This is a genomic window from Kribbella sp. CA-253562, assembly GCF_050942265.1.
GTDB lineage: Bacteria > Actinomycetota > Actinomycetes > Propionibacteriales > Kribbellaceae > Kribbella.
In genome coordinates this window covers 1-18,526 of the sequence record NZ_CP192050.1, presented here as the reverse complement: position 1 = coordinate 18,526, position 18,526 = coordinate 1, and the positions used below count along the sequence as shown (strand labels likewise).

20 protein-coding genes are annotated in these 18,526 nt (G+C 68.5%); 8 read left to right on the top strand and 12 right to left on the bottom strand.

Translation table 11 applies throughout. From position 1 onward, the window contains the following. Positions 1 to 142: 142 nt before the first annotated feature. Genes ACQPXM_RS41250 through ACQPXM_RS41240 form a run of 3 tightly spaced genes read right to left on the bottom strand, consistent with a single transcriptional unit; the run spans position 143 to position 2,078 of the window. Complete coding sequence (locus ACQPXM_RS41250; RefSeq protein ID WP_432951340.1) at positions 143 to 421, bottom strand: hypothetical protein; 279 nt, start codon at positions 419 to 421, stop codon at positions 143 to 145. Further along, complete coding sequence (locus tag ACQPXM_RS41245; RefSeq protein WP_432951338.1) at positions 403 to 795, bottom strand: hypothetical protein; 393 nt, start codon at positions 793 to 795, stop codon at positions 403 to 405. The genes ACQPXM_RS41250 and ACQPXM_RS41245 overlap by 19 nt, the downstream gene beginning before the upstream one ends. Beyond that, positions 792 to 2,078 (bottom strand): hypothetical protein, encoded by a 1,287-nt coding sequence (locus ACQPXM_RS41240; RefSeq protein ID WP_432951336.1) that lies wholly within the window; start codon positions 2,076 to 2,078, stop codon positions 792 to 794. Before ACQPXM_RS41240 ends, ACQPXM_RS41245 begins: the two co-directional genes overlap by 4 nt. A 140-nt stretch (positions 2,079 to 2,218) precedes the next feature. On the opposite strand from ACQPXM_RS41240, the gene ACQPXM_RS41235 reads away from it, so the two are divergent. The 8 genes from ACQPXM_RS41235 (at position 2,219) to ACQPXM_RS41200 (ending at position 7,120) form a co-directional block, all read left to right on the top strand. Then, on the top strand, positions 2,219 to 3,811 hold the full coding sequence (locus ACQPXM_RS41235) for a 3'-5' exonuclease (RefSeq protein ID WP_432951334.1): 1,593 nt from the start codon (positions 2,219 to 2,221) through the stop codon (positions 3,809 to 3,811). Positions 3,812 to 3,889: 78 nt separating this feature from the next. After that, a complete protein-coding gene (locus ACQPXM_RS41230; protein ID WP_432951332.1) occupies positions 3,890 to 4,231 on the top strand; it encodes a hypothetical protein in 342 nt (113 codons plus the stop codon). Positions 4,232 to 4,514: 283 nt separating this feature from the next. Then, entirely contained in the window at positions 4,515 to 4,826 is a 312-nt protein-coding gene (locus ACQPXM_RS41225) for a hypothetical protein (protein WP_432951330.1), read from the top strand. Positions 4,827 to 4,926: 100 nt separating this feature from the next. Further along, positions 4,927 to 5,223 carry a hypothetical protein gene (locus tag ACQPXM_RS41220; RefSeq protein ID WP_432951328.1) on the top strand — a complete coding sequence of 99 codons (297 nt, stop codon included), beginning with the start codon at positions 4,927 to 4,929 and terminating at the stop codon, positions 5,221 to 5,223. A gap of 79 nt (positions 5,224 to 5,302) precedes the next feature. Beyond that, positions 5,303 to 5,635, top strand: coding sequence for a hypothetical protein (locus ACQPXM_RS41215; protein ID WP_432951326.1), 333 nt, complete (start codon positions 5,303 to 5,305; stop codon positions 5,633 to 5,635). Between the two features lie 72 nt (positions 5,636 to 5,707). Then, the gene (locus ACQPXM_RS41210; RefSeq protein ID WP_432951324.1) at positions 5,708 to 6,169 is read left to right on the top strand and encodes a hypothetical protein; all 462 of its coding nucleotides are present in this window, start codon (positions 5,708 to 5,710) and stop codon (positions 6,167 to 6,169) included. Further along, positions 6,159 to 6,365, top strand: coding sequence for a hypothetical protein (locus ACQPXM_RS41205; RefSeq protein WP_432951322.1), 207 nt, complete (start codon positions 6,159 to 6,161; stop codon positions 6,363 to 6,365). Before ACQPXM_RS41210 ends, ACQPXM_RS41205 begins: the two co-directional genes overlap by 11 nt. Continuing rightward, positions 6,365 to 7,120 carry a hypothetical protein gene (locus ACQPXM_RS41200; RefSeq protein ID WP_432951320.1) on the top strand — a complete coding sequence of 252 codons (756 nt, stop codon included), beginning with the start codon at positions 6,365 to 6,367 and terminating at the stop codon, positions 7,118 to 7,120. The genes ACQPXM_RS41205 and ACQPXM_RS41200 overlap by 1 nt, the downstream gene beginning before the upstream one ends. Positions 7,121 to 7,218: 98 nt before the next feature. Here the strand turns inward: ACQPXM_RS41200 and ACQPXM_RS41195 are convergent, their stop codons facing one another. From ACQPXM_RS41195 to ACQPXM_RS41155, 9 genes are all read right to left on the bottom strand, one after another. Continuing rightward, positions 7,219 to 8,373, bottom strand: coding sequence for a hypothetical protein (locus ACQPXM_RS41195; protein WP_432951318.1), 1,155 nt, complete (start codon positions 8,371 to 8,373; stop codon positions 7,219 to 7,221). Next, positions 8,373 to 9,176, bottom strand: coding sequence for a hypothetical protein (locus ACQPXM_RS41190; RefSeq protein ID WP_432951316.1), 804 nt, complete (start codon positions 9,174 to 9,176; stop codon positions 8,373 to 8,375). Before ACQPXM_RS41190 ends, ACQPXM_RS41195 begins: the two co-directional genes overlap by 1 nt. Beyond that, on the bottom strand, positions 9,173 to 11,353 hold the full coding sequence (locus ACQPXM_RS41185) for a hypothetical protein (protein WP_432951314.1): 2,181 nt from the start codon (positions 11,351 to 11,353) through the stop codon (positions 9,173 to 9,175). Before ACQPXM_RS41185 ends, ACQPXM_RS41190 begins: the two co-directional genes overlap by 4 nt. Continuing rightward, positions 11,350 to 11,886, bottom strand: coding sequence for a hypothetical protein (locus ACQPXM_RS41180; RefSeq protein ID WP_432951312.1), 537 nt, complete (start codon positions 11,884 to 11,886; stop codon positions 11,350 to 11,352). Before ACQPXM_RS41180 ends, ACQPXM_RS41185 begins: the two co-directional genes overlap by 4 nt. Further along, positions 11,883 to 14,420 carry an ATP-binding protein gene (locus tag ACQPXM_RS41175; RefSeq protein WP_432951310.1) on the bottom strand — a complete coding sequence of 846 codons (2,538 nt, stop codon included), beginning with the start codon at positions 14,418 to 14,420 and terminating at the stop codon, positions 11,883 to 11,885. Before ACQPXM_RS41175 ends, ACQPXM_RS41180 begins: the two co-directional genes overlap by 4 nt. Before the next feature lie 3 nt (positions 14,421 to 14,423). Then, positions 14,424 to 15,020 carry a hypothetical protein gene (locus ACQPXM_RS41170; protein ID WP_432951308.1) on the bottom strand — a complete coding sequence of 199 codons (597 nt, stop codon included), beginning with the start codon at positions 15,018 to 15,020 and terminating at the stop codon, positions 14,424 to 14,426. Further along, a complete protein-coding gene (locus tag ACQPXM_RS41165) occupies positions 15,020 to 15,271 on the bottom strand; it encodes a hypothetical protein (RefSeq protein WP_432951306.1) in 252 nt (83 codons plus the stop codon). Before ACQPXM_RS41165 ends, ACQPXM_RS41170 begins: the two co-directional genes overlap by 1 nt. 17 nt (positions 15,272 to 15,288) lie before the next feature. Continuing rightward, a complete protein-coding gene (locus ACQPXM_RS41160) occupies positions 15,289 to 16,557 on the bottom strand; it encodes a conjugal transfer protein (RefSeq protein ID WP_432951375.1) in 1,269 nt (422 codons plus the stop codon). Between the two features lie 277 nt (positions 16,558 to 16,834). Further along, positions 16,835 to 18,526 carry a hypothetical protein gene (locus tag ACQPXM_RS41155; RefSeq protein WP_432951304.1) on the bottom strand — a complete coding sequence of 564 codons (1,692 nt, stop codon included), beginning with the start codon at positions 18,524 to 18,526 and terminating at the stop codon, positions 16,835 to 16,837.

The window sequence follows — 18,526 nt, the reverse complement described above, 5'->3', positions numbered from 1 at the left end:
CCGTGCCGGTCGAGGCTCGGGGACCAGGGCGGGCCGCTTGCGGCCCGTCGACGGAGGCGATGCGGAGCACAACCCTGGACGCTGAGTCCCGGCATGGTAGGCAGGCCAGCTCGCCTCGCCAGTCGACGTCCGGCACGCGGAATCAGGCCAGTCGGGCGCGTAGCTCGGCGATCATGGCCAGGTTCTGTTGGTCTTGCTCAGGGGTGGAGAGCTCGTTGTCCGGCTCGGCACCGAGCGCCTCCAGGGCGGCCAGCTCGCTGGTTGCCTCGAGTGCCGTGTGCATGCCCTGCAGCTCGTCGAGGCTCCAGCTCACGCCGGACGCCCGGTAGGGGGCATCGCCTGGGTTGCTGTACCAAAGGTCCAGGGCAGCGGCGGCCCGGGCGAGCTGGTCATCCGACAGGTTCATCGGCAGCACACCCATCCTGGGCCTTTGCCGCGTACGTCGGCCAGCTGGCGCCAACCCCGGTCCGTCAGTGCCTCGGCGACCACCACCGGCAGGTCGGGCTCGCTGGCGATCGCAGCTGCAGCCAGCTCGCCGGCCAGGAGAGGGCCGTCGCGGCAGATGCCGCAGGCAACGAGATACACGGCGCTCGGGCGGCACTGGCCGCAGTACTTCTGCTCCGTTGTCATCGTCGCGGGCTCGACCTGGCCGAGCGCCCACCACTCAGTCAGAAGCTCGTCTTGAAGCAGCTTCTTGTCCTCGGCCGAGTCGGCTTGCCAGCCGCAGGACGGGCAGTTCGCCGGCAGGCGTCTCGATTCACCGGTACGACGGGCGTGTGCTCGGCGGGTGATCACTCCGGCTGCTCCTTCCCTCGGCGGCGGCGCGGTCCCTCCGGCTCCGGCCCCGCGGAGGCCTGCAGCTGCTGCCGGGCGGCAGCCAGGGCCTCGGTGAGCGTCGCAATCTGTGCCGCGCTCGCTTGCTTCAGCTCCGCCAGCTGGATCTGGTGGTCGGCCCGGGTCTCTTCACGAACCACCCTCGCGTCCTCGCGCAAGGCGGCCAGCTCCTCGCGGTGTTCTCGCTGAGCTGCGACCAGCTGGGCGCGTAGCTGCTCGACCGTCGCCCGGTCGGCCGCAGCGGCGGCCTGGGCGGCATCGCGCTCGGTCTCGGCCCTGGTCGACGCGGTACGGGCCTCGTCGCGTTCGGCCGTTGCAGCAGCGATCCGCGCCTCGGCGGCGCTGTCCGCCTCGGCGATCCGGCGGTCCGTTTCGGCCCTCAGTTCGGCGGCCTCCTGTACGGCCTGCACCTCGGCGGCCGTGATCGCTTCCCGGGCGCCGGCCTCGGCGGCCGCGACCTGCTCGGCGGCCGCCGTCCGGACTCGCTCGAGGTCGGTCCGGGCCGACTGCTCCGCGGCCAACGCCGCCTGCACCTGCTGCGCGGCCGTCTCCACGGCGGCCGCCGCTTCGGCGCGGACCTGCTCGATCTGCTCGGCTGCCTCGGCCTGGATCTGCGCGATCTGTGCTGCGGTCTCCTCACGCAGCCGCTCCGCTTCGGCGATCGCCTCCTCGGCGGCGTCATCGGCTTCTTCCCGCGCCTCGGCGGCCTGCTCGGCGCGCTTCTCAGCCTGGCGGGCACGACGTTCCGCTTCGCCTTGAAGCCGCTCGGCTTCCGCGACCGCCGCGCGGGCCTCGGTATGAGCCTGTTCCACCTCAGCGGCGGCCGCCTCGACGTCGTCAATGGTGTCCAGCCGCTCCATCACGGTACTGAGCGCCGTGTGCATGCCCTGCAGCTGATCACGCAGGTTCGGCAGCTGCGCGGCGAGTGACGTACTGGACGCCGTGACCGGGCGCTTGTCGAAGAGTTCCGCCGCGTCGTCCGGCGTACCGGCGTCCGACCCGGCACCGGCCGACGCCTTGACCTTCGCCTTGCGCTTGGCCTTCCAGGCGTTCCCCCGGTTGTGGATCGGCGCGCCCGGGGCGTCGGCCTGCTCGCAGTACAACGGCCTGCGGCCGGTCTTCGGGTCCGGCCGGCTCGGCCGGGGACACGGCTCATCGCCGGGGAACTGACACAGACCCGCCCGCTGCTCGGCGGCGGATCCATCCACCGGTCCGCCGGACTCGCCACTCTCATCGGTCGCCATGTCCAGATTCTATCGGCTTTCGTATCTAAAGTCACTAACGTAGCTTCAGTGACTTTCGTTGTTCTCGATGCGAAACTAAAGATACGAAAGCGCGTTTTGCGCTCGCCGGACTGTCGGCGCGGCCGTGGACTATCGGAGGCATGACTGTGAGCAATCAGCCCGGTACGGCGGACCGAACGCCGAAGAAGGCGCGCAAGCCTGCGACTCTCGGGCCTCTCCAGGTGCTGCGGCACACCGGTCTGTCGGAGTGGCAACTGCAGGCCGCCGTCCGCGAAGGCCTGGTTCCTGATGCCGGCCCGCCGTGGCTGGTCGACGTCGCCGACGGGATCCGCGATCGGCGTGCCGAGATCGTTGCCGTTCTCGGCGAGGACGCGCCGATCGGCGCGCACCGGTCCGCTCAGCGGCTGGCCGAGCGGACCGGCCTGACTGTCGAGAAGTGGGACGTCGAGGCACTGGTCGCCGCGGAGCTGTTGGCGATCGACTCCTACTACAAGGAGTGGCCGCTGTACGACTGCCGCGCGCTGGACGCCGTACCGGCCGAAGACCTGGCGCGGATCGTCGCCGACCGGGCCGCCTGGTTCGACGCCAGCGTCCACATCGCTGAAGCCGCGGACTACCTCGGGTGGCGCCGCGCCGAGTTCCGCCGCGTCTCGGCCGAGCGCGGCCTGACCACCGACGACTACGACCGGGTCCGCAAGGCCGAGCTCGACGCCCTCGCCGACGACGAGGACCTGGCCGAGCAGTTGCGCGCCGATCGGCTCCTCACTGCCCAGCAGGCCACGGAGAAGCTGGAGCTGCGCCCCACCGACTTCAAGTACCTGCTCGCCGCCGATCTCCTCGCGCCGAAGACCTACACGTCGGTGCAGGTCACCAGGTACCGCGAGGTCGACGTACCGCTGTACCGCGTCGGCGACCTCGAGGAGCTGCGGTCGCACCCGGCGATTGACTGGGAGGCGCTGCACTCGGTCAAGCCCGGGGACCCCTCTCCCTTGCGCGAGCTCTCGAACCGGCCCGTCGACCGCGCGGCCGCGATCCGCCGGTGGATCGCCCGCCTCGGCCAGAAACACGAGATCGAGACCTGGGCATGGTGGCACCCCGGCGCCGGCCGCTGGGAGATCGACTTCGAGCGCACCGGCGCCCTCACGGTCGACGACGTACGGGCGGCGATCGCCGCCGACGAGACCATGTCGCAGTACGAGGACGACATCGCCGTCTCGACCCATGCCGGCGCCGCGCTGCGCTGGGCGCGCACCATGCGCGAGCCGGGCGCCGCGGTGATCCTGGACACCGAGACCACCGACCTTGACGGGTACGTCGTGGAGATCGCCGTAGTCGACGCGGCCACCGGCGAGACCCTGCTGGACAGCCGGGTCAACCCGCGCTGCCCGATCAGCCCCGACGCGCGCTGGATCCACGGCATCAGTGACAACGACGTCGCCGACGCTCCGGACTGGAGCGAGGTCCTCCCCCAGCTCCTCGCCGTCACTGCCGGGCGCACCGTCCTGGCGTACAACGCCGGCTTCGATCATGGCGTGGTCGTCGGCCACAGCGACCGCGATGGACTCGACCCGGCACACCTCGCCGACTTCGCGAACTGGGCCTGCCTCATGGGCCGCCGTACCGACTGGGAGCTCCGTCGACGCTGGCTCCCTCTCGGCGGTAGCCACAGCGCGCTCGGCGACTGTCGTACGGCGTACGAACTCCTCCAAGCGATGACCAGCCCGTCACGCTGATTCGGTGCTCCGGCCGATGACTCCCTCCCGCACAGATTTTAGCTTGCTAAATAATCTTTAGCTTGCTATATTTCTGGCATGAACACCGAGCTGCCCGACCGGCAGCACGAGATCGTTGATCGGAGGCCAGAAGTGAAAATCACGATGCGCAGGGATGGGAATGCCCGGATTACGATGCGCCCACGGTTCGACCTGGACCTGCGGATGCTGACCGCGCTCGTGGCTCTGGCCGAGGACGAGGGCCAGGAGATCAGGTCTCTTTCGGCCCTGCGGGCGTGGGCTGAGCTGGAGCTGACCGCGCACGGGACCGACCGAATCGATTACGTCGGCGACACCGTCAGCGAGGAAGACCGCCAGGCGGCCGAGCAGCATGTGCGGGAGATCTTCTCGGATACGACCTGGCACAGGTCGCCGGCGTAGTCCTCGCCGGGGGCAGAAGCTGCGGGGGCGCTGCCCCCACTCCCCCGGCCCTCGTTCTGAGAGTTGTCATCGGCACGATCTCGCGTCAACCAGGCGGGCAAGCCTGAGCACAGCGGCAGAGACCTTTGTCCAGACTCGCCGAGCTCGACCGAAAGGCAACTGGACAAGGACATTTGCCGCCGCGCGCACCCTGCGGGGCGCCTGACCGACGAGAGATCTTCCCTCACCAGCCGAGGCGGATCTTTAGATTGCTAAAGCAAATTTAGAACATTAAGGTCTTGGTATGGGTAAAGAGTTGACCGAGCGACAAGCCGAGCTGCTGCAGGCAGTCCGACTGATTTCCGAGCACCACAAGGCCGTCAAGGCCCAAGAGGCTCAACTCAAGATCTTGTACGACGCGGCGATCCGAGCTGCGGCCGTTGAAGGAGTACGGCAGACGCGAATCGCGGACGCCACGGAGCTCAGCGATGGCCGGATCTCCCAGATCGTCAAGCGGGACGACGTCAAGCTCTGGTGGAGTCCAGATCGCAACGGCGTCTCTCCGCGCGACGAGTGGCTCGCCTGGCTGGACAAGCACCCTGAACCACCGCAGTAGCTCACCAATTCACCGCATCACACAAGCGGTGACCGGACCCCGATTTTGCAGACCCGGGCCCGGCCACCAGATCCCACCACTGAGGCAGGAGCACACCATCATGTCATCGACCACGAACGCCGGGCCGACCCATGCCCGGAACGCGCAGCGGTACGCCTCCGGCTACCGCCGCGCCGAGCAGATGCTGGCCGGCCACAGCCGCGACCAGCTCCGCGGCTACAAGCGGACCTTGAAAGCGCGTCTTCTCCGCGCCGAGTTCGGCAGCCCAACCTACGCCGTGGCGCTGGGCGCCTGGACCTACATCAATGACCGGCTCAACACCGGGCCTGGCCGGCGCACCACCCGAGCGCGTCGTCGCATCGCGCGGCGCTACCCGGTCCGCGGGTCCAAGTGGTGACTCCGCCGCGTCGCCGGCACCCGGCGAACGTGTCGGTGCTGACCGGAAGCCTGAAAGCCACGACGAAGGGGAGGACGACATGACCGACGCCTCTGCTCTGGGCCCAGTAGACGAGCTGCTGCTGGCCTGCGCTACCTGGGAGAACCTCGTCGAGCAGCTCGACGGAACAGGCCTGGTGGCCGAGCTCGGGCAGCTTCGGCGCGTCGAGCTGGGGAAGGTGGTCGACGCCCTGAGCAAGACCCTCGGAGCGACGCAGCAGATCGCCGAGCTCGTCGCCGACCAGGTCGACCAGTTCAACGCGCAGCCGCAGGAGATGGCTGAGGCGATCAGCGCTCTCGAGGGTGCCGGGATGTGTCTGTACGAGGTTCACCGTGAGCTCGACCCGCCCGCCGGCCCGAAAACTAGCTACTGACTGAGGGCGGCAGGGGACGCCAGTAACGTCTCCGGCCGCCTTCTTCCTGAGACTACGAGAGGTACACGACCTATGAACGAGATGCAGCCCAGCCCCGAAGTACGGCAGTTGACCCGGGAGCTCGGTGAGCGACTGGACCGGGGCAGAGAGGCGGCAGCAGCCACCCGTGGTGCCGCCGGCGTCCGCGCTATCGAGCTGTGGCGCCAGAGGGAGCTTGTACGGCGAGCCCGGGACAACTCCCTGGCCACCGATGATCCGACCGCAGCCCAACGGGTGCACGGGATCCACCTGGTCGAGATCGACATTGAACTGACGGAACTGCTCGATCGCGGCGTGCCTCCCCACGCTGCGCAGTCAGTAGCGCTGGCGGGATCCGCGTCCGCGCTGCTGCGCGACCTTGTCACCACACAGGGCGTCGAGTCGCGGTCGGTGAATGAGTGGCTGGCCCGTTTCGACGAGTGGATGGCGAAATACGGGGAGACCGAGCCGCCGCCGGAGTCGGCAACCGAAGCTGGGGAAGCCGATGGTCGATGACGACCTCAGGGCCCTCGAACTGGCCATGCAGCTACGCTCCGGCTCGCCGGCGGCTGTCGACCTGCCCGACGAACTGCGGTTGCTCGTGACCGCACCGGTTCGTGAGGCGATCGCCGCTATTCTCCTGGGCGAGCTCGCACAGCGGATCCGCCGCGAAACCACCACCACTGACCTTCAACAGAACGGATATGCCTGATGCGACCGACCATGGCACCCGAGGTCGCCGAGCACCTCGGTGAAGCCGCTGAACGGCACCTGGCGGAGGCCGAGGTGGGCGTCGGGATGTGCCGGGACTGCTCTCAGCCGATCGAGACCAGCAAGGAGGCCTCGTCCCTGGTGTTGCTGATCTCTGACCCGGACGAAGCACCGGGCGAGCTCACCGCGCTCGCACTCACCCACGCCACCTGCTCCGGTTCAGAGGTGCGGCACCTCCCCCGCGCCGAGCTCCGCAACTACCTTGACGCGGACGACCACCCGGCTCAGTCCGTCAGCGCAATGAGTGCCATTCTCCAGCTCCCGGGCGGGCCGGTACGTCCGGTGCTGTTCGTGTCGAACCACGGGGAAGTCACCCTCGTCACCGACGACGGACTCCGGATCGACGGTACGTCGGCGGCACTGTTCGACGCCGGCTGGGAACAGGTCACGCAGGTCCAGAAGGAGAACCCCATCGCCCGGGTGGAGACGCAGGTCCGGTTCACGCCCATCAGGACGCAGCAGCCGTTCGTCCTAGGGCGTCTGGTGCTCAGCACCGGCCTGTCGGTGATGGCCGATCTGGAACTGGCCGTACACCCGATCTGGGTCCAGCTGGTGGCCGAGCACGGCCAGGTTGCCGTGTACTCCGGCCGGCTGTCGATCCAGCACTGGACCGGGATCGACTGGGATCGGATCGACCGTGAGATCGAGGCTGGGTTGCTAGCTGGCGCGATGCTCCCCGCCGACATGATCTTGTAGAACGACCACAACTGCGAGGGGTCCCCGGCGCTCGGCCGAGGACCCCTCTTTCGTGGCCCGAGAGATCCGAAGCAGCTCGGGACACGGCTCGTGGTGGTTCAGTACATCGAGACGTGCACGTGGTTGAAGTGCCCGCCGTTGGGGTCGTTCGCGTCGTAGACGCCGCCACCGTTGTACTTCTCCCACGTTCCGCGGCTGGCCGACCAGATCCGGCCGTACCAGATCACGTAGCGCACGCCGGTCTGCCTGGCGGTGCTGAGGGTCCAGGCCGCGATGCGATCTCCCTTGGCCTTCTCCGCTGCGTTCTTGCGGGCGTCGCGACCAGTCATGAGGTCGCACGCGCGTCCACGGGGATGGTCGCTGGTCGGGTTCCAGGCGTGGGCGTCCCAGCAGCTCATGCCCTGTCCTCGAAGGGCGGTCCGCGCTTGCATGATCCAGGCGGCGGTCCGCGGGGTGACGCAGCCGCGCCCGTTGCTGGGGTCCGGTACGACGCTGCAGGACTCCTCGGGCCATGTTCCGTCGATCGGCCCGGTATCGCCGGGTCCGATGCAGGGGTTGAGGATCGGCGCGCCGGATGGGCCGGTGGTCGCGCCCGGGCGAGATGGTCGGCCGCCGTAGGGGTCGCCCGGGCGGTCGAGGTTGATACCCGCTTCGACGGCGAGCTTGCGAGCGGTGCCTTCGTGGCGGGCGTAGGCGTCAGGGAAGGCCGAGACCTGCACGGCCTGGGCCGCTTCGGTCAAGGGCATGGTGTACCAGCCGTCGATATCGATCAGTCCTGGCGGCGGTGGGTCCTGGGGGCCAACGCCGAAGAACGCGCGGGTGGCGTACTCCTCGTTCTGCAGCTGCTGCTTGCTGCCCCAGCCGGTACTGGGGCGTTGCTGGAAGATGCCGACGGAGTCGGCGTGTCCGCCGGGCAGGTTGCGGATCTGGGATTCCTGCAGGGCCGTCATGATGGCGACCAGCGTCGCGCGGCCGGGCAGGTTGTTCTCGGCGGCGATCCGGTCGAACATCTTCACGTACTCGATCTGCTGTGCGTGCAGTGGCCCGTCGGTTTCAGGCTGGTCAGTCCCCGAGCCGGGAACCTCGATCGAGCACCCGGCCGCGACGGTGTTCGTCTTGGCGGCGGGAGCGAGCGCGAACAGGGCGATGATCAGTGCGAAGGCGGCGAGGATGCCGACCTTGACCATGGCGCCTCGGCCGAGCAGCGCTGCTCCGGCGCTGCCGGCCTTGGCGAGGTCGCGTTCGTCGTACATCAGCCGGTCTTGCCGGCGATTGAGCTGATCCTCCAGCTACCGCGATCGGGCACCACCGTGACCAGCGCTCGCAGCTCGAACCGGGCGGGGCGTTTGCCGGTCACCTGAATCTGCGCGACCAGGAGGCGCGTGACTCTGGTCGGGGTGTCTGCAGGCGCGCCGCCAGTCGCCGGGGGCGCGGTGATGGTGACCTGCCGGACACGAGACGCTCCCTGATCGGTCGCGAGCGCGTCGTACGTCGGGTCACCGGCCTCCTTGAGTGATTCCTGCACATCGTCGGTGAAGTACGGCTCCATTCGGTCGACCAGGGCGTCGTACGTCTCGACGGCCGGTTGGCGGGCGTAGAACTGCTTCGCCCATGTCTGCAGGATGCCGTCGACCTGGGAGGCCTGCAGCACCGGCGCCGACGTCGTGGGCGAGCTCGTGACGCTCGAAGACGGCTGGACGATCGGGCCGCCGGTGGCGGCCTCTGTCGGCCGCAGAATCGTCACCCCTCCCCCGTCGTCACTGCCTCGAGCAGGCTCGTCCTTGGTGAACCACTTCGGTACGACGTAGGCCGCGCTGAAGACCAGCGCGATCACGACGACGACAGCACCGAGCATGGCCCCTGGGCTGACCGGCTCCTGGTTGCGGCGTTCCTCGCGGATCCAGGCGGCCCGGTTCTGCCGGTCGGCCTTGCGCCAGCGCCGCTTATTGCGGCGCCGGCCTCGGCCCGATTCGGTATCGAGGATCTCGTCGGAGTAGTCGTAGTCCGGATTCAGCAGGTCACGCCAGTCGTTGGGGCGCTGCGGATCCTGCGTCATGACGTCCTTTCCGGGATCCGCTCACGAGGAGGCGGACCACTGGGCGGCTCGGCGTTGTAGACACGGAAGGTCCGCTGCTGGGGGCGCACCGGTCGTAGCCGGGCTCCGGGCGGCGGGGGCCCTTCGCGCAGAGTCGGCGTGCTCGGCCGCACGGTCTCGTAGCGGGTCGTCGCCCGACCGGGCCGGTAGGCCTTGGCCGGTGTGTGCGTCCGCTCCGCATCGCCCGGCCGAGTTGTGCCCCGGCCGACACCTCGCGACGGCGTGTGCGTCCGCTCCGCATCGCCCGGCCGAGTTGTGCCCCGGCCGACACCTCGCGACGGCTGGTGCGACGGGAGTCGTTCGCCCTCGGTCTTGTGGCGCTCCGACTTGCCGTCGTCGCCCGGTGCGGGCTTAGAGGTCGAGGCGGTGGTCGTGGTCGTGGCCGGGGTCACCGTGGCCGGCTTGGCGGCGATCTTGTCGGGGTCGCCGACGGTCACCGCGTGGCGGTCCTTGCCCGCAGGCTCGGCGGAAACTGTCCGTGGTCGGGGCACATTGATCTGCTCTTCGCGCTGAGCTGGGTCCTTCGGTACCTCGGCGCGCGCTGCCTCGGGCTGCTGACCTGGCCCGTCTCCCGGCCGGCCTCCCGGCTGGCCACCCGGCCGTGGCCGGGGTCCGCGGCTGTTCTGCGGTTCTTGGGGCGGCATCGGCCGTGGTGGCGGTGGCTTGATTCCATCCTCGTCGCCAGGGAGCCGCTCGGACTTGGGCCGGTCGCCGCCGTCTCGCCGCGACTTCGGCGTTCGCTTGGTCTGGCCGCGGCCAGTGGACCGAAACAGGCTGCCGATCCCCCGGGTGACCTGGCGCAGTGCCATCGCGCCGACGAGTCCGCTGCTGCCGTACCCGGGCCGCATCATCTGTGTGATGCCCTCGAGCATCCGCCGCAGTCGGAACGCCGCGAACAGTACGACGATGGCCAGGCCGTTGGTCGGCAGCCAGCCCATCGTTCCCGACAGGGAGTAGATCGCGGTCACCAAAGACAAGGTGGTACCGAAGACCAGGAGGGCGAGGATCGACTGGAGCACAAGGCCGATGAGCATCTCGAACCAGTTGATGCCCCATTGCCGTGGCCGGCCGGGGATGACCCACAGACAGGCAAAGAAGACGCCGGTGACGAGCAGGAGCAGTGCGCCGATGAAGGCCATCAGCGCGGCGAAGCACAAGGCGATGCTCAGAGCGGCGAAGATCGCCGCGGCGATCATAGCCAGGGACATGATGCCGATGCGCTGGATGGGACTGTTGCCCTTGGTCCACTGCACCGTCGGGCTGTCATCACCGCCCTCTGCCCGCTTCAGCTCGTCGTTGATGTACTTCTTGCGCTTGTCGGCGTCGGTGCCGCGGTCGAGGATTGCCTTGCCGTACCGCTTGCAGGCTTCGAGGGATCCGAACTCGGCCAGGCACCACGGTGTGACGACGAAGGCGCGCCAGGTGGAATCGGCCGATTGCCGCAGGAGCTTGTCACGCTCGCTTCCGCGCTCGTACGAGGGTGCCGGCGTCTCGAAGGGTTCCGTGCTGTTGCTCGTGATCGTCCTGGTCGACGCGTCCATGACGGCGGTCGCGCCGAGCTGTCGCGCAGAGTCCAGTCCGTTGACCCATGTCGCGGCGCCGGTGGTGAAGCTGACGGCGAGCAGCCCTGACGCGATCACCCAGAGCACTTGCGAGAAGCCGCCGCCCTCTCGGGAGCCGCGGTGCCGGGCGAAGGCGAGCACTGCCCCGAAGGCCAGCGCCGACGGCAGCAGCCAGCTGGTCAGCGCCGAGCTCGCCGAGGTCACGATCCCGGACGTCGCATCGCTGACGGCCTTGATGTCGGTGAAGCTGAACAGCCACCAGCCGACCGTGATCGCTGCCCGGGTGATGGCCACCAGGTAGAACAAGAGCAGGTTCGCGTAGGCGTTCAGGATGCCGTTGATCCCGTCCGGGATCTTGCCTTCGTCGGTGTCGAGGCTGTAGCTCATGGCGCTGTAGGCCTCGAACATGTTGCGGGTGTCGCCGTGGGTCAGATCCGGTGTGGGCAACAGATCGCCGAGGCCGGTCGGGGTGGTCTGGGTCGGCTGCGGGTCGGCAGCGCCGGCCGCGTACGCCGTACCGGCCGTGGCGATCGTTGCGGCGATCACCACGGTGAGAGCTAGGCGTCGGCGGTTCACTGTGCTGCCCTCCGTTCGCCAAGTGCGGTCAGGATCGGGTCGTCGGTGGCCATGGTTGCGGCGTCGGCGCTTTCGGCCTGGTCGATGAGCCACGCTCCGTCGGGCTGCTGAAGCATCCGCAGGGCGTCGTGGCTTGGAGTGTCGCCGCCGGTGGTGAGGTGGTACTCGACCAGCACGCCGGTACCTTCCGCGAGCTGCCTGGACCGGATCACCTTCGGCTCGTCGGCTTTCACGTTGCGGTCGCGTAGGTACTTACGGTCTTCCGCGCACTCGGCGAGTGAGTCGTCACCCCGCTGACGAGCGGTCTCCAGGCGGCAGACCGCCTCGGGGTCGCCGGCGTTGATGGCGTTGACGTAGGCGATCGCGGCTTGGTCGCGCTGGTCGGGCGTGGGCGGCGTCGACCCGTCTCCCTTGCTACCCGAGGCCGCGATGATCACGATGACGATCACCGCGATGATCAGGGCCAGCAGGGCGATGCCAATCAGGAGGCGTCGGCGGCGCGGGTTCTGGTCCGTGGGCGGAGCGGTGGTCATGCAACGCCCTCCTCGTCGGCGTACTCGTCGAAGTACTCGTCCTCGAGCTCGTCCTCCGGCTCTCCAGGTCGGCCTTGGCCCGAGGTGGGGCTCGTGTTGAGTTGGCGCGCGATTTCGGCGTTCGGGTACTCCCACTGCACCGAGGCGACTTCGTCGCGCCGGTCGCGCATCAGGCAGTGACCGTGCCAGATGGAGCGGTCGGGCTTGGTGTTGATGTTGCGGATCATGTTGTAGGTGCTCGGGTGGTTGGGCAGCCCGAGCAGCTCGGCTGCGCCGACGAGCTGGTCCATCGACCGCAGCGAGAACACGAAGATCGTGCGCAGCTGCTCGACCAGTCCCGGGTTGTTCGCGATGGTCTCTGAGTCCTGTGTGTCGAGCACGAGCGACGTACCGAAGGCGCGGCCCATCCGGGCACTGCGGTCGAGGTAGGAGGCTCCGTCGTTGGTCTTGGCCAGCAGGTGGACCTCGGGGATACCGATGACCTTGGCCTGACTCCGGATCAATGGGTTGCCGCTGGTGTTGATGAGCCAGGTCAGGAGTCCGCGCAGCGTGGCCATGCCGACGCGCTCGGGGGGTGTCCACTGGTCGGGGTCGCTGGTCGGTGTGGGCAGGCTCAGGTTCGGCAGCTGGACCAGCCACAGCCCAGGTTCGGTGCTCAGCGGATCCGCGACGTCGGTCGGCGGCCCGGCAACGATGCTGCCGATACCGTCCTGCGTCAGACCCCACAGCGCCCGGCCGAGCCTGGATGCCTGCGTGTCGTCGCTGCTCATGAGCCGCTGAATCACGCCGTTGGTCGTCGGCCGCGTGCTCTCGGCGGCCTCGGTCCGGACGGCCTCGACGATCAGCGATTCGGCGCCCGCTCGGAGCTCCCGCGGCGCGATCAGCATCAGCTGGGCCGGAATCTGCAGCACCGCCTGATCGGTGGCAAGGAACCGGAACATGTCGGCGGCCCCGGAGTACTTGGGTGAGATCTCCGTGACAGCCGAAGGAATGCCGTAGTCCTTGGCCACGTCGACGACGCCGGCGAGATCGCCTTTCAGGTCGAGGATCACTGACCAGGCGCCGCTGATCGCTGCGTCCAGGCCCATCAGCATGAGGGCCGTTGACTTACCGCGGCCCGAACGGCCGATGAGGGCGGTGGTCGTGGCGTCGTTCATGCTGGCGCCGGCCGCGACGTCGTACCGCACGATGCCCGGCGTACTTCCAGTCAGGATCCCGATCGCCGGGCCGGTGTCTTCCCCGACGCGGCTGCCGCACCAAAAGGAGCTGCCGAAGAAGGCGCTGGCCTCGCGTACGTGACCCAGATCGGTCACTCTCAGCCGGTCACCTGGCATAGATTCGAGCCAGAGGTCGCGCTGCTCGTTCGCGCCGATGTTCACGGCGATCCCGCGCTCGGCATAGTGCTGGATGACAGCGTCGACGTGGATCTCGAGCTCTTCGATGGAGCTGCCGGTCACGACAAGCCGCGGGTGGTCCTCGACCAGCGTGATGCCGTCTCGGCGGATGTCGCGCTGCAGCAGCGACATGACGTCCTCGGTCTCGGCGACCTCGTCGGACGGTGTGCCGGCCGAGCTGCGGCTGGCGCTGCGCGCCTGCTCCTTGGCCGATCTCTTCGACTCGCTGACGATCTTTCCGGCGTCCTTGGGGCGCAGCACGGTGAACCGCACGGAGGCATCCACGTTCACGCTGCGTTCGGTGCCTTCCCCGGTCACGTAGGAGACCTCGGACAGGGTCCGAAGCCACTCCCCCGGGCCCGGCACCTCCAGGACCTCGTCGAACTCGTCCATCGTGAGCACGCAGGCGTAGGCCGATACCTGGTCGCTGACGTCGAAGATCTCGATGTGGTCGCTGTAGGGCACGATCTTGCTGGCGACCAGCCGGCCGAGGGGCGCGCCGGTGATCAGGCCGGCGCGCGGGATCCCGACGGCGCCACGGTGCATCTCGCGCGAGATCATCCAGGAGATCTCCTCGACGCTGGCCATGCGCGCCTGCCACGGCGACTTGGCCAGAGCCTGGCCGATTTTGCGGACCTGCTGTGACAGGTGGGCCATCTCTTCTTTTGGTACCTGCTTGGTCGTCGTACCGAGCGCCTCGGCCAGTACGCCACTCTTGCCGGCGCCGCGCGTGTTCCGGTCGGCCAGCTTCACGCCGAGGAGCACGTAGCGCTGGGGCAGGTCGTCGGCGTCGATTCGTGCGCCGCGCTGCTCGGCCCACGCTTCGCCGTCGCCGTTGACGAATCGGCTCGCGACTTCGGCGGCGTAATCCATGCCCGAGACCCGGCCCCACACGACCTTCAAGTGGCATTCGCGGTCGACCAGGTACCGCATGGCGAAGCGCACGACGTTGTCGAGTTCGGCGTCACGTGCCGTCTCGGTGGCAAGGTCGGTGTTCGCGGTCGGGATCAGGAACCAGGCTTCGGCTTTGGTCTCGCTGACCAGGAGGCCGGGCGCGGCCGCGATCAGCCGGGTCGGCGGTTCGGATCGATCCTTTCCCAGTCCAAGGCTGGCAAGGCCTCGCGTCAGCGTGCGGTTCATATCTCAAGCTCCTTGGGGGAGGTCTCGGCGCTGCTTGGTGAGTTTGCGGACGGTGCTGTCCCGGGCGGCAGCGATCTGGTCGGCGTCGAACAACCGGACGGTCTGGTAGATCTCGACCGGCGCGGACGCCGGGCGCCGCTCGAGCTTGGTGTGGCTCTTGGTTCGTCCCCACGAGGTCCGGGGACCCTGACGGAAGTCCAGCACCTGCCACACCGCGTCGAAGGCGATCCGTTCCCTCAGCGGAATCAGCTCCGCCGAGGTGGGCTGGCGCGACCCCAGCGAGATGACCGGACGGTGACCGCTGACGGTGTAGCGCAGCTGCAGCAGCCAGTCGGTCAACCGTCGTCGACGCCCGTCGTGGGTCGGGCTCTTCTGCCAGGCGAACCAGGCGAACACCATCGGCGGGACGATGTAGATCGCGGCCTCCCACCGGCCCGGCAGCCCCACGATGGGAGCCATGAGCAAGCACCAGATCACGAACGAGACGGCCGTAAGCGCTACCTGGCGCCGCGGGGCCCCTTCGTTCAGGTCGAGCCCGAGGATGTCGTACTGCCGGGTTTCGAGGTTGAGGTGCTTGGTCAGCGTCCGGCCCTGCCGCATCAGGACGTCCCGAGGATCAGCTGGCCGATAGTCGTGAGGACGTTCACGAACGCTCCGGTGGCAAAGCAGATCACCGCGACCACGACGCTGACTCCGATGTGGCCGAAGAACGTTCCCCACTCCCTCGCGGCGTAGTACTGCAGGGATCGCAGCACCAAGATGACGGAGAAGAAGATGCCGGCCACCGTGATGATCCAGTCCCTGAACGCCGCACCGGTCGGTGCAGCCAGGGACACCATTTCGATCAGCATTTCCTATGTGCTCCTTACTAGTTGTTGGTGATCTCGGCGACCTGCCAGCGCTGCATTCCGTCAGCGGCGGTCGATCGGATGAGGATGAGGGCGTAGTTCTGGGTCAGCCGGGTCGTGCCACCGGGCAGCTTCCATGTCACGGTGGCCTGTGCGGTCCGTCGGTCCCCGTCACCGGCATCGACGGTCCAGGTCTTCAGCGACTCCAGCTCCACAGCCTTGTTCAGGCTTCGGATGCCAGAGCCGGGTGCGGTAATCGCCGAGGTGGCCTCGTCGCTGGTCGCGTAGGCGGAGAAGAACGCGCGAGCGTCCGACTGGGTCGTCGCCGTCAGCGCCTCGTCGGTTGCCGCCGGCCCGGAGGCGTTTTCCCGCCCGATGGCGGGGCCTTCCGGGACGTAGGCCGGTGCTCCGCTGACGACGACGCGCGCTGGGCCGACCTCGATCGGCACCGATAGCCGCTGCCAGATGGCCGGCTGCGCCTTCCAGGTCTGTCCGGATCCCTTGAAGGGGATGACCCGGGCCAGGACGACGACGTGGCCTTCGTGGTCGTTGTCGGTCTTCACCGCGCCGGGGTAGACAGCTGCGACGCTCTGCACGCCTTCCCCGCTCCACCCGGCCGTGGCGTCGAGGCCTTGAACCAGATCGAGGCTGATCGCCGAAGCTCGGCTGTCCCGGTTCCGCTCGTCCCAGGTCAGGTACGACGTAGTGAACCGTGCCGCGACCTGGCTGGCCTCGGCCGCAGGGAAGGACGACAGCGCTCCGCCCGTCGTCACCGGCCCGGACCGGCCGAAGCCGTAGGGCCAGATGATCGCCCGGACGCCGGTCACGCACAGCAGGATCACGAGCAGCAGCAGCAGGTACCGCAGTACCTTGGCCGCCGGGCTGGCCTTGCGCTCTTCCACGACCGGGAACGCGTGGCCGAGTTCGCGTGCCGGCCCGGCATGGGCCTTCGCCGGAGTCCCCGCTTCCCGGGCGGACTGCTCTTCCAGTGGTTCGACGACGGCCTCGATCGTCCCATCGGGGTAGAAGGTGAGGGCGGCCGAGCCGAGGTGCTCTTCGACGTTCACCAGGACGGGCTGGTCGATGGTGCGGGCCCATTCCAGGACCTGCTGGCGCGCGTTGGCTCGCCGGGTGTCGACGTCGGCACCCTCGAGAGGGTAGGTCTTGCCGGCGATCTCCATCCGCGGGTGAGGCTCCTCGAGGTAGACCTCGACAGCGGGCGCAGCGGCTTCGCTGTCCGCGTGCTCTTCGCGCGGCGGCATGGCCAACACCTTGCGCACCACGCTCATCGCGTTCACCGTCCCGGCCTCCTTGCTTGTCGCGTGCCGCAGGCTGCGGCGGCTGCCCGGATGTGTCCGGGTACCTGGGAATTGCGCAGGGAGGCGAGTACGCCGTGACCGGCGCCCTCCTGCCCCGGGTGCCTCACGCACCCGGTCAGGCCGGCTGACCGCTTCCCCGTGGTCGTTGCCTTCATCAACAAGACGTTCCTGCTGACCATATGTGGTGGCACCGACACTGTCTGGCTGTTTTCCCACGAACTCGTTCCCCCGTTCGGATCGTGCTGGGTCACGCCGTCACCGACTTCGGATCGGTGTCGGGCTTCTGGCGGTAGGGGTCCAGGTCCTGGGCGATCAGTTCGCCCCACCCGTCGTAGCTCACCCGCTGCTCGGCCTCGGCGGCGACTCGGTCCAGGTCGATCGTGTTCTTCGCGATCTCCGCACCGATCGGGTCCTCGGACCTGTCCACGATCCGCGCGACGATCGCATCGCCGATCGCCTTGAGGCGTGCCCTGCGGCGCTCCGCGGCTTCTTCTGCCTCGAGCTCGGCTTGGCGTTCCGCGGCCTCGGCCGCGTTGAGCTCCTTCGCGTGGCGCAGTGACTCGTAGGTCCCGTAGCCGAATTCGACCGCCAGACGGCGGGCCTGCCATGTCAGTTTGAAGTCGCGCAGCCACTGGCCGATCCCGTACACCGGTGCCGGCCGAGACATCATTCCGGCGTCGCGCAGTACGTCCCGTCGACGGGCTTCGGAGTACAGCAGCCACAGCACGAACGCGAACACCGACAAGCCGGTGAAGCCGATCGCGGGGAACCACTGTCCCCAGTGCCCGACCAGGTTGAATCCAGCAGCGACCGTTGCCGCACCGAACGACATCATCCGGAACCCGGTGGCCCGCTCCCCCAGGCGCCGGCGCAGGTCCGCCGCGTACGCCGTGACGACGCCGCCGAACTCGACCACGGCGAACGCCGGAGCGACAACCGCGATCTTCCACCCGATCTGCCAGCTGGCAGGGAACGGGATGTGCTCGACACCCGCCCAGACCTGACCCGTCAGGGCTGCCGCAGCAGCGACGCCGTAGAAGCCGTACATCAACCCTTGCAGCCATGTGTGGTGCGCGCTGGTGATCGTCGCGGCCAGGACCTCGGTCCGGGCCTCGTCCTCGGCCGCACGGCGTACTGTCGGAGCGTTTTCGATCGCCTCTGCGACGCGTACCTCAGCCTCGGCCCGGACGCGATCGGTCTCGCGCCGGGCTTCGTCCAGGCGGGCGTCAGCCTGCTGCTGCAGCTCGGCCAGCTGCTGCTCGTGCTCGGCCTGCAGCCGCGCGGTTTCCGCTGCGGCCTGTTGCTCGCTCAGTCGTACCCGTTCGGCCGAGGCGCCTTCGAGGCCGGCCAGACGCCGGGCCGCCTCCTCTGTCGCCGCTGCTGCCTCGCGCTGCGCGCGCTGCACCTGCTCATCCGCTTCCTGCCGAATCTGGCGGATCTGCTGCTCGTGCTCGGCCTGCAGCCGCTGGACGGTTGCCATGGACTGCCGCTCGGATCCGCTGAGTCGTTCGGTCAACGCGCCTTCCAGCGCGGCAACGCGCCGGTCAGCTTCCGCACGCACCTCCGCAACCGTCCGCTCTGCCCGTTCCTGAATCCTTGCTGCGTTGGCCTCTGCCGCCCGCTGGGCATTCAACGCCTGCTCACGCTCTGCCTCGGCCCGCTCGACGTCGGCCGTCAGCTCGGCGAGCGTGTCCACGGTCTCTCCGGTGCCGTCGTCGGCGATCAGCCCTCGCATCCGCATCTCTTTCATGAGATCGCGGCCCCAGCCGCGGGACTTGCCGTGCTCGTCGCCCACCTCCTGCTGGGTCGGCTGGCGACGGTGACGCTCGATGTAGTCCAGGACCCAGCGCTGGCCGGCGTCCTTGAGTTCGGCGGAGGTCATCGCGTCGTAGTTCTTCGCTCCCGGTTCAGGTACGAGGGAGATGTCGGCCTGGGCCAT